The organism is Bradyrhizobium sp. LA6.1 (genome assembly GCF_040547805.1).
In the GTDB taxonomy this organism is placed as follows: Bacteria; Pseudomonadota; Alphaproteobacteria; order Rhizobiales; family Xanthobacteraceae; genus Bradyrhizobium; species Bradyrhizobium barranii.
Genome location: NZ_JBEPQK010000001.1, coordinates 40,413 through 53,869 on the forward strand (window position 1 = coordinate 40,413; position 13,457 = coordinate 53,869).

11 protein-coding genes are annotated in these 13,457 nt (G+C 64.7%); 6 read left to right on the forward strand and 5 right to left on the reverse strand.

The genetic code is table 11. The features are described 5' to 3' along the window. Positions 1–3: 3 nt before the first annotated feature. A complete protein-coding gene (locus ABIB99_RS00225) occupies positions 4–1,236 on the reverse strand; it encodes an aminotransferase-like domain-containing protein (protein ID WP_063984941.1) in 1,233 nt (410 codons plus the stop codon). Positions 1,237–1,290: 54 nt separating this feature from the next. Then, a complete protein-coding gene (locus ABIB99_RS00230; protein ID WP_063984940.1) occupies positions 1,291–1,818 on the reverse strand; it encodes a DUF3124 domain-containing protein in 528 nt (175 codons plus the stop codon). 67 nt (positions 1,819–1,885) lie between these two features. Between ABIB99_RS00230 and ABIB99_RS00235 the strand changes: the two genes are divergently transcribed. The 4 genes from ABIB99_RS00235 to ABIB99_RS00250 all read left to right on the forward strand — a co-directional run bounded on the left by ABIB99_RS00235 (position 1,886) and on the right by ABIB99_RS00250 (position 7,349). After that, positions 1,886–3,616 carry a cation:proton antiporter domain-containing protein gene (locus tag ABIB99_RS00235; RefSeq protein WP_063984939.1) on the forward strand — a complete coding sequence of 577 codons (1,731 nt, stop codon included), beginning with the start codon at positions 1,886–1,888 and terminating at the stop codon, positions 3,614–3,616. A 190-nt stretch (positions 3,617–3,806) separates the two neighbouring features. Continuing rightward, a complete protein-coding gene (gene ribB, locus ABIB99_RS00240; protein ID WP_063984938.1) occupies positions 3,807–4,883 on the forward strand; it encodes a 3,4-dihydroxy-2-butanone-4-phosphate synthase in 1,077 nt (358 codons plus the stop codon). A 138-nt stretch (positions 4,884–5,021) separates the two neighbouring features. Then, positions 5,022–6,236: an acyl-CoA dehydrogenase gene (locus ABIB99_RS00245; RefSeq protein WP_028148218.1), complete on the forward strand. Its 1,215-nt coding sequence runs from the start codon at positions 5,022–5,024 to the stop codon at positions 6,234–6,236. Positions 6,237–6,425: 189 nt separating this feature from the next. Beyond that, complete coding sequence (locus ABIB99_RS00250) at positions 6,426–7,349, forward strand: MBL fold metallo-hydrolase (protein ID WP_028158079.1); 924 nt, start codon at positions 6,426–6,428, stop codon at positions 7,347–7,349. Between the two features lie 53 nt (positions 7,350–7,402). Here the strand turns inward: ABIB99_RS00250 and ABIB99_RS00255 are convergent, their stop codons facing one another. Then, on the reverse strand, positions 7,403–8,257 hold the full coding sequence (locus ABIB99_RS00255; protein WP_028148216.1) for a DUF1499 domain-containing protein: 855 nt from the start codon (positions 8,255–8,257) through the stop codon (positions 7,403–7,405). A 294-nt stretch (positions 8,258–8,551) separates the two neighbouring features. Further along, positions 8,552–10,180: a fatty-acid--CoA ligase gene (locus tag ABIB99_RS00260; RefSeq protein ID WP_063984935.1), complete on the reverse strand. Its 1,629-nt coding sequence runs from the start codon at positions 10,178–10,180 to the stop codon at positions 8,552–8,554. A gap of 64 nt (positions 10,181–10,244) precedes the next feature. Here ABIB99_RS00260 and ABIB99_RS00265 point away from each other — a divergent pair, with 64 nt between their 5' ends. Continuing rightward, on the forward strand, positions 10,245–11,342 hold the full coding sequence (locus ABIB99_RS00265; protein WP_085401297.1) for an extensin family protein: 1,098 nt from the start codon (positions 10,245–10,247) through the stop codon (positions 11,340–11,342). A 36-nt stretch (positions 11,343–11,378) separates the two neighbouring features. Here ABIB99_RS00265 and ABIB99_RS00270 read toward each other — a convergent pair whose 3' ends face one another. Continuing rightward, a complete protein-coding gene (locus ABIB99_RS00270) occupies positions 11,379–12,065 on the reverse strand; it encodes a L,D-transpeptidase (RefSeq protein WP_063984933.1) in 687 nt (228 codons plus the stop codon). A 337-nt stretch (positions 12,066–12,402) separates the two neighbouring features. On the opposite strand from ABIB99_RS00270, the gene ABIB99_RS00275 reads away from it, so the two are divergent. Further along, a complete protein-coding gene (locus ABIB99_RS00275) occupies positions 12,403–13,380 on the forward strand; it encodes a magnesium transporter CorA family protein (RefSeq protein WP_354174245.1) in 978 nt (325 codons plus the stop codon). Positions 13,381–13,457 lie beyond the last annotated feature (77 nt).

Below are 13,457 nucleotides of genomic sequence, written 5' to 3' on the forward strand. Positions count from 1 at the left end.
GCCTTAGGCCCGCTTCTCCACGTTGGCGCTGCGGGCCGGCACGCCGAACTCCTTGCGGCAGACCTCGGCCAGCACGGCGACGCCCTCACGGATCTGCTGATGCGAGGGGCTCGCAAAGCACAGCCTGAGCCGCGAGCTGGAATGGGGCTTGTTGGTCGACCATTCCGGGCCCGGATTGATCGACACGCCGGCGGCGAGCGCGGCTTGATAGAGTTTTAGCGTATCGACCTGGTCGGGCAGCTTCACCCACAGGAAGATGCCGCCCTTGGGCTCCTCGAACTCGGCCGCCGTCCCGAACTGCTCGTTCAGCGCCTCCATCAGCGTATCGAGCTTGGTGCGCAGCGCCTTCGTCAACGCGGGCACGTGGGTCGAGAAATGCGGCTTGCAATAGGCGGCCAGCACCATCTGCTCCAGTGCGCCGGAGCCTGCATCCGTCTTCAGCGCCAGCATCCGCGACATCACATCCCAGGGCGCGACGATGAAGCCGACGCGCAGCGCCGGTGCGATCGATTTCGAGAACGAGCCGATATGGATCACGCCGCCGTTCGGGCTCATCGCGTGGATCGCCGGCGGTCGCTGCCCCGACCAGACGAGATCGGCGTAGCAATCGTCCTCGAAGATGGGCACGCCATATTCGGCCGCGAGCCGCACCAGTTCGGTGCGGCGGCTCTCCGGCATGATGCTGCCGGTCGGGTTCTGCACGGTCGGGATGGTGTAGATGTATTTCGGCCGGATGCCGCGGCTCTTCAAATCGGCCAGCGTCGAGGCCAGCACATCCATGCGCATGCCGTCCTTGTCGAGGGGGATACCGACGACGTTGACCCCGAGCCGCGCCAGTCGGGTCAACGAGCCCTGATAGCTGTCCTGCTCGAAGATCACGGTATCGCCGCGTGTCAGCAGCGTCGCGTTGACGAGGTCGAGCGCCTGGAGCGAGCCGGAGACGATCAGGAGATCGTCGACGGTGCAGTTGATGCCGGCGTCGCGCTTCAGTTTTGTCACCAGGAATTCGCGCAAGGGCAGGTAGCCCTGCGGCCCGTGCGCCAGGCCGTAGGTCGCGAGCGAGCGGCCTTCCTTTTGCAGGGCGGAATTGGTCGCCTCGATCAGGCCGTCGAGCGGCAACTGCTCGGAATCGTTGTTGCCGCCGACGAAACTGTACTTGGCGAGGCCCGTCCAGCGCGCGGAAGGGGCCGGCAGCCCTGCGGGAAACAGGGGCGCGAAATCGAAGCTGGACGTCATGGGGGCGTTCCTCGTTTTGTTCTTGTTGAGCGGCCGGCCTTGCGCCGGCGTGCCTTACTTCTTGCCGGCCGTCCTCGTCGGACGGCCCAGGCTGATGAAAGCGTAATGCGCATTGGCGACGCCGCCAACCATCAAGGCCTCGACCACTGGCTCGGCGATCTCGCCTGTTGCGGCCCAGTCGACAAGGAAATTGGCCCCGGTCCCCCCGCGCACATCGTCGGTCGGAATGAAGATCGAGACGGTGGCCAGAGGCTTCAGCGCCACCTGGCCCTTCAGGTAGGTCTCGACCTGCTTGCCTGCGGTGTCGAAATAGGCGATGCGTTTGACCACCAGCGGCTGGGTCTCGGAGGCGTTGTGAACGCTCAGCGTCACCGAGAAGTCGACACGTAGTTTGCCCTGGCTCATCGCGACGCTGGAATAGGCGGGCACATAGAACCCGCCGGAGACGGCGAGTTCCTCCTTCGGCAGTGTGGTGAGCGAATCGGCAAAGTTTTGTTCGATATTGACTTTGGATTGCGCGGCTGCGGGCGCGGCAGAGGCGAGGGGACATAGCAGCATTGCTGCGAAAAGCCCTGCTCGCATGTGACGAATTGCTCGCTTGCCGCGCCGCAACCTGGCCCTAGGGTGCGGCAAAACGGACCAATTTGGTATGCACGAACTCATTCGCGACATCACTCTCTGTATTCTGTTTGCCTGGATGCTGGGCCTGCTCGCCCATTTCTCCCGGCAGCCGCTGATCCTGGCCTACCTTATCGCCGGCTTCTGCATAGGTCCATTCGGTGCCGGCTGGGTCAAATCGCAGGAATCGATCAGCGTCATCTCCGAGCTCGGCCTGATCTTCATGCTGTTCATGATCGGGCTCGAGATCGACCTGAAGAAGATCGTGCGGGCGGGAAAGGTGATCCTGTTCGCGGCGGGCGGCCAGCTCATCGGCGGCTGCGTGCTCGGGGTGCTGTTCTTCGTTGGCATCGGCCTGTCGCTCGGCGGTGGGCATTTCGATGCGGTCTATCTCTGCGTCGCCTGCGCGCTGTCGAGCACCGTGATCATCGTCAAGGTGCTCTACGAGAAGCGCGAGCTCGACACGCTGCCCGGCCGCATCACGCTCGGTGTGCTGGTGCTCCAGGATATCTTCGCCATCCTGTTCCTGGCGGTGCAGCCGAGCCTCGCCAATCTCGAGGTCAGCGTCATCCTGCTGTCGATCGGCCGTGTCGCGGTGCTGGTCGCCGCCGCGCTGCTGGTCAGCCGCTACGTGCTGCCGCGCCTATTCCATCAGATTGCCCGCCGCCCCGAGCTGATCCTGCTTGGCGCGCTCGCCTGGTGCTTCCTCGTCGCCGAGACCGCGGAGCGGCTCTCACTCTCGCGCGAGATGGGTGCGCTGATCGCCGGCGTTTCGCTGTCGACCTTCCCTTACGCCCTCGACGTCACCGCCAAGGTCACCACGCTCCGCGACTTCTTCATCACGCTGTTCTTTGTCGCGCTCGGCATGACCATTCCCGTGCCGGGCCTCTCCGTGATCGGGCTTGCCTTGATGATCGCGGCGTTCACGGTGGTCAGCCGCCTCGTCACCACCTTCGCCCCGCTCTACCTGATGAAGCAGGGCCTGCGCGCCAGCCTGTTGCCGGCCCTTAACCTCGCGCAGATCTCCGAGTTCTCGCTGGTGGTGATCCAGACCGGCGTCGCCGACCATCATATCGCGGCCGAAACGGCGAATGCGGCCTCCTTTGCCTTCGTGGTGCTGGCGGTGCTCTCGACCTTCGTGATGACCCGCAGCGACGAGATCACCCGCTGGGCGATCGGCCCCCTGAAGCGGATCGGCCTGCGCGACCTCGACCATGGCAACGGCCACGCCGAGGAGGGGCACGAGGGCGGCCACGGCGAGGCCCGCCGCATCGTCATCCTCGGCTTTTTCCGTGCGGCGAGCGCGCTGCTGGCCGAGATCGAACGGCAGGCGCCGGTGCTGCTCGAGCAGATCACCGTGATCGACTTCAATCCCAATGTGTACAAGACGCTGCTGTCGCGCGGCCTGCACGTGATCTATGGTGACATCAGCAGCGCCGACACGCTGCTCCATGCCGGCGTCGGCAAGTCCGAGATGATCATCCTCAGCGTGCCGGACGCCCTTCTCAAGGGCGCCAGCAACGAGAAGCTGGTCCGCCACGTCCGTACCCTCAACCCGACCGCCATGATCGTGGCCACGGCCGATCTTTTGTCGGATGTGAGCGAGCTCTACGCGGCCGGCGCCAGCTACGTCACGGTGACCCGGCTCAGCGACGCTCATGAGCTGTTTACCGTGATCGAAGCGGCCCAGGCTGGCCTGCTGGCCGACAAGCGGGCCGAGCTCGATGTCCGGCTCGGCGAGCGGCGCGAAGTGCTGCCCTGAAGGCGGCGCGGCCGCTTTCCGTCCGGGCCGTGTGCGCCTATATCCCTGGTATCTTCGGTGCAAGCCTTAGACCCGCGGGCCGGCCCGCCATCAGGCATATGCGGTTGCGTCCAGGACACTAGCGCTTGGGGCCAAGTCCGGCTAAGGCGTCCGGCTAAGCCTCCCGGCCATAACCGATAGAGATTGGGAAATGCCCGATAACGTTCAGGAAGTCTTGCAGGCCTTTGCCCGGGGTGAGCTCGTGGTCGTCACCGACGACGAGGACCGCGAGGGCGAGGGCGATCTGATCGTCGCCGCCTCGCTCTGCACCGCCGAGAAGATGGCGTTCATCATCCGCCATACCTCCGGCATCGTCTGCGCGCCGGTGACCACCGAGGACGCGCGCCGCCTCCGGCTCGATCCGATGGTGGCCCACAACGATTCCGCGCACACCACCGCATTCACGGTCTCGATCGACTACAAGCCCGACGGCGGCACCGGCATCTCGGCCGAAGAGCGCGCCTCGTGCTGCCGCGCGCTGTCCAATCCCAATGTCGGCGCCAACGATTTTGCCCGCCCGGGCCACATCTTCCCGCTGATTGCCAAGGACGGCGGCGTGCTCTTGCGCTCCGGCCATACCGAGGCCGCGGTCGATCTGTGCAAGCTCTCCGGCCTGCCGCCGGTCGGTGTCATCAGCGAGCTGATGAACGACGACGGCAGCGTGATGAAGGGCGAGCAGGTTGCGCAGTTCGCCGCCAGGCACAAGCTCAAGCATGTCACCATCGCCGACATGATCGCCTACCGCCAGGTGCGCGAGAAGCTGATCGAGCGGGTCTCGACCTTCGTCACCGACAGCCCGATCGGGCCGCTTCAGGGCTATGCCTACCGCTCGCCGTTCGATTCCATCGCCCACGTCGCGTTCGTCTATAACGGCGTCGGCGACGGCAAGAACGTGCTGACGCGCTTCCACAAGCCCAACATTGTCAAGGACATCTTCACCGGCCACAAGCGCATGGCGGCGGTGCTCGAGCACTTCAAGAAGTCCGGCCGTGGCGTCTTGGTTTACCTGCGTGACGGCGCCGCCGGTGTCCCCGTTGCTCCGCTGCCCGATGAGAGCGCGAGCGAGGCGGACCGCAACCGCCAGTGGCGCGAGGTCGGTGTCGGCGCGCAGATCCTGCGCGACCTCGGCGTCACCTCGATCCGCCACCTCACCTCTTCGGTGCACGACTACAAGGGCCTGTCAGGCTTCGGCATCGAGATCGTCGCCAACGAGCAGCTTGAAAGCTAGCGCTGTCATTCCGGGGGCGCGCGTTGCGCATCCCCGGGGTTCACGCAGAGCCATCCATCTGCAACGCAATTGCACTTGTTGCCGCGGCGCTTTACTTTGTCGGGCAAATTTTGACGGAACCAGACGAAAGGACGTTTCATGAGCGTGCGCCCTCAGACCAAGGACAAGCCGGCTGCGGCTTCTTTCCAATGGGACGATCCGTTCCTGCTCGACGAGCAGCTCACCGAAGACGAGCGCATGGTGCGCGACACCGCGCGCGCCTATGCCCAGGACAAGCTGCTGCCGCGCGTCACCAAGGCGTATCTCGAGGAGAAGACCGACCGCGAGATCTTCAACGAGATGGGCGAGCTCGGCCTGATCGGCATTACGCTGCCTGAGGAATATGGCTGTGCCAATGCGAGCTACGTCGCCTACGGCCTCGTCGCGCGCGAGATCGAGCGGGTCGATTCCGGCTATCGCTCGATGAACTCGGTGCAGTCCTCGCTGGTGATGTACCCGATCTACGCCTATGGCGACGAGAACCAGCGCAAGAAGTACCTGCCGAAGCTCGCCAGCGGCGAATGGGTCGGCTGCTTCGGTCTCACCGAGCCCGACGCCGGCTCCGATCCGGCCGGCATGAAGACCCGCGCCGAGAAGGTCTCGGATGGCTATCGCCTGACCGGCAGCAAGATGTGGATCTCGAACGCGCCGATCGCCGACGTGTTCGTGGTCTGGGCCAAGTCGGCCGAGCACGACAACCAGATCCGCGGCTTCGTGCTGGAAAAGGGCATGAAGGGCCTCTCCGCGCCGAAGATCGGCGGCAAGCTGTCCCTGCGCGCCTCGATCACCGGTGAGGTCGTGATGGATGGCGTCGTGGTTCCCGAGGACGCGCTGCTGCCCAACGTGTCCGGCCTCAAGGGCCCGTTCGGCTGCCTCAACCGCGCCCGCTACGGTATCTCCTGGGGTGCGCTCGGCGCCGCCGAGGACTGTATGCACCGCGCCCGCCAGTACACGCTCGATCGCAAGCAGTTCGGCAAGCCGCTCGCCGCGACCCAGCTCGTGCAGAAGAAGCTGGCGGACATGGAAACCGAGATCGCGCTGGGCCTCCAGGGTTCGCTTCGCGTCGGCCGTCTGATGGACGAGGGCAAGTTTGCCCCCGAGATGATCTCGATCATGAAGCGCAACAATTGCGGCAAGGCCCTCGATATCGCCCGCGTCGCGCGAGACATGCACGGTGGCAACGGCATCTCGGCCGAGTACCACGTGATGCGCCACGTCCATAACCTCGAGACCGTCAACACGTACGAGGGGACTCACGACGTCCACGCCCTGATCCTGGGACGTGCGATCACGGGCATCCAGGCGTTTTTCTAGTCGCAGCGTTCTTCGGCCGCGGCTAGTTTGCTCCGCTGTCATCGCCCGCCCTGTGCGCAATTGCGCACTAGAGCGGGCGATCCAGTATCCCAGAGACCTCGCCTTCGCCTCAGGCGCCGCGGCGTACTGGATACCCGCTTTCGCGGGGTATGACGGTGAGGGTTGGGGCTGCAGTGCACAGGAAGTCCCATGTCCGACAACGACGACATCCCGTTCAACCGCAACTTTCCGCTCAAAGCCGGTGTCGTCGAGGAAGTCCGTCCCGGCGTGCGGCGCGTGCTCTGTAACAATCCGAGCCCGTTCACCTTCACCGGCACGGTCAGCTACATCGTAGGCCAAGGCAACGTCGCGATCATCGATCCCGGCCCGGACGATGAGGCGCATGCGGCGGCGCTGCTCGATGCCGTGCGCGGCGAGACGGTGAGCCATATCTTCGTCACCCACACCCATCGCGACCATTCGCCGAACACCGCGCGGATCAAGCAGGCGACCGGCGCGCCCGTCTATGCCGAGGGCCCGCACCGTGCCTCGCGCCCGCGCTTCGAGAGCGAGAAGCACAATCCGGAGTCCGGCGCCGACCGCGATTTCGCGCCCGATATCAGGATCGCCCATGGCGATGTCGTCGAGGGGGCCGGCTGGCGTCTGGAGGCCGTGGCGACGCCCGGCCACACCGCCAATCATCTCGCCTTCGCCTGGCCCGAACGGAAATTCAACTTCGTCGGCGATCACGTGATGGGCTGGTCGACCTCGATCGTGGCGCCGCCCGATGGCTCGATGATCGACTACATGGAGTCGCTCGACCGCCTCGCCGCGCGCGAGGAGGATCTGTATTTCTCAGGCCACGGCCCGGAGATCCCGGACGGCCAGCGCTTCGTGCGCTTCCTGATCCGCCACCGCAAGGCGCGCGAGGCCTCGATCCTGCATCGCCTAGCCAAGGGCGAGGCCGATATCCCGACCATGGTGCGCGCGATCTATATCGGTATCGATCCCAGGCTGACGACGGCCGCCGGCTATTCGGTCCTGGCGCATCTGGAAGATCTGGTCGCGCGCGGCGTGGTGACGACGGACGGCGATCCCGTGATCGGTGGGACATATCGAATGGCGGGGGCCTAGCTTCTCGTCATTCCGGGCTGGATGCTGCGCATCGTCCTGGAATGACAGCGGGGCTACTTCTTCACCGTCTTCGCCGGTGCCTTCGGTGGCGCGACCGGCGTCTTCTTCACCGGTTTCAGCGCGTCGGCGTCGGCGGCGGTGTTGAGATCGTCGATGAATTTTTTGACGCGCGCGGCGTTGCTGCCGAGATCACTGTCGAAATAGCGCGACGCCGAGCGGATATCGACGCGGGAATCGTCACCATCGGGCACGACCCGGATCGAGATGTCCTCGCGGAACCCCATGATCGGCGTCCGTGCCACCGCCTCGATGCGGCCGATACGGCGCGGCGGCTGCGGCTCGCGCTCGTCGATGACGAGCCATTTGCGCTTGATGACGAGCTGGCGCGCGATCGCATAGGCCCGATCGACCGGGATCTCCAGCTCGATCGGCTCGATGTCCGGGTAGAATTGGCGCTGCTGCTCGGCCGAATAGAGGCCGGCATAGACCGCGGTGTTGGTGCCATCGCCGGTGCGCAGATGCGCGAGCGCGTCGAAGCGCGGCGGGTCGATCGGGTTGGTGGTGATGTCGTAGATCGGCGGCAGCTTGCGGTATTGCAGGGCGAGATAAGCGGGATAAGCGAGGATCGCGCCGTTGATGAGGAAGGCGAGCAGGATGCGCCCCATGCCGCGCGAGCCGTTCTGCCAGATCGCGGCAAAGCCCGCGAGCCCAAACAGGATCGAGAGGCCGGCGATCGCGAGCCCGCCGAAGAACGTCATCAGCGCCGGTTTCATCTCCAGGAAGTCGAAGCGGACGATGATGATCGAGACCACCACCGCCACCACCGCGAACACGGCCAGATTACGCGCCCAGCTCGCGAGGCTGGACACGGGCTCCGACTGATAGGGAGCGGAAAACCTGCGGGCCATCGGGTGAAGCTCTGCCGGGGTTTCGGGGGCGATGTCGGCCGATTTGGCGCGACGATGGGCCGTTGAGACCACGGCCCGGAAGCAAATTCAAGGGTTCCGCATGCGCCCAGACCGTCATGCCCGGGCATAGCCGTCCGAAGGACGGCGTCGCTTCCGCTCGCCTATGCCCGGGCATCCACGTTCTCCGTGCCGCGGGGCAAGGCCTGGATGGCCGGGACAAGCCCGGCCATGACGTTGTGGAGGCTTCAATGCGTCGAGCGCTCACGCCCTCCAGGGGGAGGGCGGTACCGAGGGTTACGCCGCCGCGTTCGGGAAACGGTAATCCTTGAACTGGTCGCGTAGTGCGGTCTTCAGGATCTTGCCGGTCGCGGTGTGCGGAATGCCTTCGACGAAGGCGACGTCGTCAGGCATCCACCATTTGGCGATCTTGCCGTCCATGAACTTCAGGATGTCCTCGCGGCTGGCCTGCTGGCCCTGCTTGAGCTGCACGATCAGCAGCGGCCGCTCGTCCCATTTGGGATGATAGATGCCGATCACGGCGGCCTCCGCCACGGCGGGATGGCCGACCGCGAGGTTTTCGAGGTCGATCGAGGAGATCCACTCGCCGCCGGACTTGATCACGTCCTTGGAGCGGTCGGTGATCCGCATGTAGCCGGCCTCGTCGATGGTCGCGACGTCACCGGTGTCGAAGAAGCCCTCCTCGTCGAGGATGTTGCTGTCGACGCGGTAATAGGCCTTGGCGACGGCGGGGCCGGAGACCTTGAGACGGCCGAAGGTCTTGCCGTCCCAGGGCAGCTCCTTGCCGGCATCGTCGGTGATCTTCATCTCCACCGCAAAGGGCGCATAGCCCTGCATCTGCAGCACGTCGAGCCGCGCCTCACCGGTCGCATTCTGGAACGGCGGCTTCAGTGCCGCGACGCTGCCGATCGGGCTCATCTCGGTCATGCCCCAGGCGTGGCGCACGTTCGAGCCCATGTCGAGGAAGGCCTTGATCATCGAGCGCGGCATCGCCGAGCCGCCGCAGATCACCATCTTCAAAGCCGGCAGCTTCAGATTGTTGGCGGCCATGTGCTGCAGCAGCATCAGCCACACCGTGGGCACGCCCGCCGTGTGCGTCACCTTCTCGGTCGAGAGCAGCTCGTAGACGGAGGCGCCGTCGAGCTTGGCGCCGGGCATGACCAGCTTGGTGCCTTGCGAGGGGGCCGAGAAGGCGATGCCCCAGCTATTGGCATGGAACAGCGGCACCACCGGCAGCATTGTCTCGGACGCGCTGGTGCCGAGCGCATCGACATTGTTCGCCATCAGCGCGTGCAGCACGTTGGAGCGATGCGAATACAGGACACCCTTCGGATCGCCCGTGGTGCCGGATGTGTAGCACATCGCGGCGGCCGTGTTCTCGTCAAAGTCCTTCCATTCGAACTTGCCGTCGGCCTCCGCGATCCAGTCCTCGTAGGCGACCACGTTCTTCAGCGTGGTCTCAGGCAGATGCGCCTTGTCGGTGAGCACGACGTAGCGTTCCACGCTTGGCAGCTTGTCGGCGATCTTCTCCAGGACCGGAACGAAGGTGAGGTCGGTCATCACGATGCGGTCCTGCGCATGGTTGATGATCCAGGCGATCTGCTCGGGGAAAAGGCGGGGATTGACGGTATGGCAGATGGCGCCGATCCCCATGATGCCGTACCAGACCTCGAGATGGCGCCAGGTGTTCCAGGCGATCGTTGCGACACGGTCGCCGAGCTTGATGCCGTCTCGCTCCAGCACCTGCGAGACCTTGAGCGCCCGCTTGTGGATTTCGCCGTAGGTGGTGCGATGGATCGGTCCCTCGACCGATCGCGTAACGACCTCCTGCTTGCCATGAATCTTGGCGGCGTGTTCGATGATCCGGTGGCAGAGCAGGGGCCAATCTTGCATCAAACCAAGCATTCAGACATTCCTCCGAGGTGGGCTGGACTTTTTATAGCTCTCAGCGCTGGGCCAAAGAATTGTCATGAGTTTTAGCCTGCCGGACTTTCGCCGCAAATGGTCTTGTCGCGGCTATATGTCCGCAGGCGCGGCAATGGTTACCGCTGCGCTCGGGCTGTCGCTTGTGCTGGCGGAGCGGGCAGAAGCGCGAAAATATGCTACGCCGCTGGATATCTTCGGTCTTGGTACACCACGGCCGCGCGCGAAGGTGCACTCCGCCAGGATACCGCTACCAAAGCCCCGCCCGGAGGAGGCCCCCCAAGCAACGGACGAGGCCGCGCCGGAGGCAGAGGGGAAGCCTTCCGCAGACAAGCCGAGCGCGACCAAGCCCGTCGAGGCCGCGCCGCCGCCCGAGAAGCAGCTCTCGGTCTGCCGGCTCGCCTTGACCGAGGAGATCGCCGTCGCGCCGTCCATTCCCGATATTCGCGGCCCCGGCGCCTGCGGCGGCGAGGATCTGGTGCGGCTGGAGGCGATCGTGCTGCCGGACAAGCGCAAGGTGGCGGTCAAGCCGGCGGCGATCCTCCGCTGCACCATGGCCTCCGCGATCGCCGATTGGGTGCGCAAGGACATGGTGCCGCTGGCGGCGAGCCTCGGCTCGACCATCAGCGATCTCGACAATTTCGACAGTTTCGAATGCCGAGGCCGTAACCGCATCGCCGGCGCGATGCTGTCCGAGCACGGCAAGGCCAACGCGCTCGACGTTCGCGCCATCAAGCTCGCCAACGGGCGGTCGATCGGCCTGACCGACCGCGGCATGCCGCGCGATGTGCGCGAGCGCGTGCTGCATTCAGTCTGCGCGCGCTTTTCCACCGTGCTCGGTCCGGGCTCGGACTGGTATCACGAGGACCACATCCATCTCGACCTGGCGCAGCGGCGCAACGACTACCGGATTTGTCAGTGGAACGTCTGGGATCCCCTGCCGCAGGTCGCCCCGTTGCTGCCGGCGGGACGGCCCGAGGAGGCGCCGCCGCGCGAGGTCGCGGCCAGGCCTGAGGCCAAGGATGGAGCCAAGGACGGAGCTGATGACGAGCCGGCGCAGAAATCCCCTGCGCCGGCGGACAAGTCGGCCGCCGATGGCACCAAAGCCGAGCCGCACAAGCCGGCAACAAAAAAGCGCCGGTAAAACCGGCGCTTTTGAATGTCCGAGAGCAGGAAGCGATCAGTAGCTGCCCGCCTGGCCCGTCTGGCTGCCGCCGAGCGCGAGGCGCGAATTGTAGGGCGAGTCGCCATGCTTCGGCTCGAGCACCACGACAATGGTGCCGACCTTGACGCGGCCATAGAGGTCGATCGCATCCTCGTTGGTTAGGCGGATGCAGCCCGACGAGATCGAGGCGCCGATATATTCCGGCTGGTTGGTGCCGTGAATGCGGAACAGCGTGTCCTTGCCGCCGGAGTAGAGATACATCGCGCGGGAGCCCATCGGATTGTCCGGACCCGGTGCAACGTAGGTCGGCACGCCCAGCCGCGAAATCTCGCCCGGGGTCGGATGCCAGGCCGGCCACTCGGTCATGCTGCCAACCTTGGCAATGCCCGACCAGGCCATGGCTTCTTCGCCGACGGTGATGCCGTAGCGGATCGCCTTGCCGCCATCCATGACCCAGTAGAGGTAATGGTTGTCGGAATCGACCACGATCGAGCCCGGCGATTCCTTGCGGTGGTAATCGACGATGGCGCGGCGGAACGGCTCGGCGACGGGGGTGTTCTCGTACCGGACCTTGGCGAGGAGTTCCTTGTCCTTCGGCTTGAAGGCCTTGGTGTCGGTCGCTTCAAAATGTGTGGCCTGCATGCAGCCCGACAGCATCAGGCCAGCGGCCAAAATACCCAGCATAACTTTCAGCGACGACATGATTTGGTTCCAATCGACAACAACTAGCTTTCGCGGGGCTTGAGACGCGCCCAAACCACGACTCCGTTGGGCCCTATTATCGTTGAAATCTGCCACAATTCCAGCGTTTCGGACCTTTTCCCGCGCTGCAAGAGCCGAGCTGTGGCTTTTTTGCCGCAAGTTTTGCGCTCCTGTGCTGGTTTTTAGGCAAAGCGCGCCCGACTGTCGATTCCGTGCCACGGTTGGGCCACGGCGCCGCCACAAATGCAAACGCCCCGTTAATGTGCTTGTCATCTTGAACTTGTCAGAATCGCGCTAAGGGCTGTCAGTCTGTCGCAGGCCCCTGCTGGAGTTGTGCATGTTTTCTGTGTTCGTTCCCTCCGACTCCTCCCTCAAGAAAGCGGTCGTCGAGGACCTCGCGGCGGTTCCCGAGCACGCTGTGTGGATCGACTTGGTCAACCCGACCGCGGCTGAGGACAAGGCGGTGGAGCGGCTCTCGGGCATTGCGATCCCGACCCGGGAGGACATGCAGGAGATCGAGATCTCCAGCCGGCTCTATATCGAGAACAGCGCCCGCTACATGACGGCGACGCTGATGTGCCAGTCCGACACCGACATGCCCCGGACCACGGCTGTGACCTTCATTCTCGGCGACCACCGCCTGGTGACGGTGCGCTACGACCAGCCCAAGCCGTTTGCGCTGGTCGAGGCCAAGCTGGCCCGGTCCTGCACGCCCGTGATCACCGGCGAGATGGTCCTGATGGAACTGCTGGACGCCGTGATCGACCGCTGCGCCGACATCCTGGAGCGCTGCGGCGCGGAGATCGACCAGGTCTCGCACGACATCTTCGAGCCCGAGAGCGAGCGCCACGGCCACGCCAAGCAATATTCCCAGATCCTGATCTCGATCGGCCGCAAGGGCGATCTGACCTCGAAGGTTCGCGAAAGCCTGGTGTCGATCGGCCGCGTCGTCACCTTCCTCTCCGCGGTGGTGGAGGGCGTGAAATGGTCGAAGGACATGCGCGAGCAGCTCAAGACCATGCAGCGCGACGTCGCCTCGCTGACCGACCACGCCTCCTATCTCTCCAGCAAGATCACCTTCGTGCTCGACGCCATGCTCGGCGTGGTCAATCTCGAGCAGAACAACATCATCAAGCTGTTTTCGGTCATGGCCGTTGTCCTGATGCCGCCGACGCTGATCGCCTCGATCTACGGCATGAATTTCAAGGCGATGCCGGAACTCGAATGGGTCCACGGCTATCCGATGGCGCTGGTGATGATGCTCGCCGCCGCGATCGTCCCGTACTGGCTCTTCAAGTGGAAGAAGTGGCTTTGATACCTACCGAGACCTTACGCCGTTCAACGAGACACGGTGGTTGGTGTCGCAGAATAGAGCGGGATTGAGGCCGCGCC

What these genes read in the sequence shown, in the direction of transcription:
- ABIB99_RS00225 (WP_063984941.1), bottom strand. Translation starts at nt 1,236, where the DNA reads ATGACGTCCAGCTTCGATTTCGCGCCCCTGTTTCCCGCAGGGCTGCCG.
- ABIB99_RS00230 (WP_063984940.1), bottom strand. Translation starts at nt 1,818, where the DNA reads ATGCGAGCAGGGCTTTTCGCAGCAATGCTGCTATGTCCCCTCGCCTCT.
- ABIB99_RS00235 (WP_063984939.1), top strand. Translation starts at nt 1,886, where the DNA reads ATGCACGAACTCATTCGCGACATCACTCTCTGTATTCTGTTTGCCTGG.
- ribB (WP_063984938.1), top strand. Translation starts at nt 3,807, where the DNA reads ATGCCCGATAACGTTCAGGAAGTCTTGCAGGCCTTTGCCCGGGGTGAG.
- ABIB99_RS00245 (WP_028148218.1), top strand. Translation starts at nt 5,022, where the DNA reads ATGAGCGTGCGCCCTCAGACCAAGGACAAGCCGGCTGCGGCTTCTTTC.
- ABIB99_RS00250 (WP_028158079.1), top strand. Translation starts at nt 6,426, where the DNA reads ATGTCCGACAACGACGACATCCCGTTCAACCGCAACTTTCCGCTCAAA.
- ABIB99_RS00255 (WP_028148216.1), bottom strand. Translation starts at nt 8,257, where the DNA reads ATGGCCCGCAGGTTTTCCGCTCCCTATCAGTCGGAGCCCGTGTCCAGC.
- ABIB99_RS00260 (WP_063984935.1), bottom strand. Translation starts at nt 10,180, where the DNA reads ATGCTTGGTTTGATGCAAGATTGGCCCCTGCTCTGCCACCGGATCATC.
- ABIB99_RS00265 (WP_085401297.1), top strand. Translation starts at nt 10,245, where the DNA reads ATGAGTTTTAGCCTGCCGGACTTTCGCCGCAAATGGTCTTGTCGCGGC.
- ABIB99_RS00270 (WP_063984933.1), bottom strand. Translation starts at nt 12,065, where the DNA reads ATGTCGTCGCTGAAAGTTATGCTGGGTATTTTGGCCGCTGGCCTGATG.
- ABIB99_RS00275 (WP_354174245.1), top strand. Translation starts at nt 12,403, where the DNA reads ATGTTTTCTGTGTTCGTTCCCTCCGACTCCTCCCTCAAGAAAGCGGTC.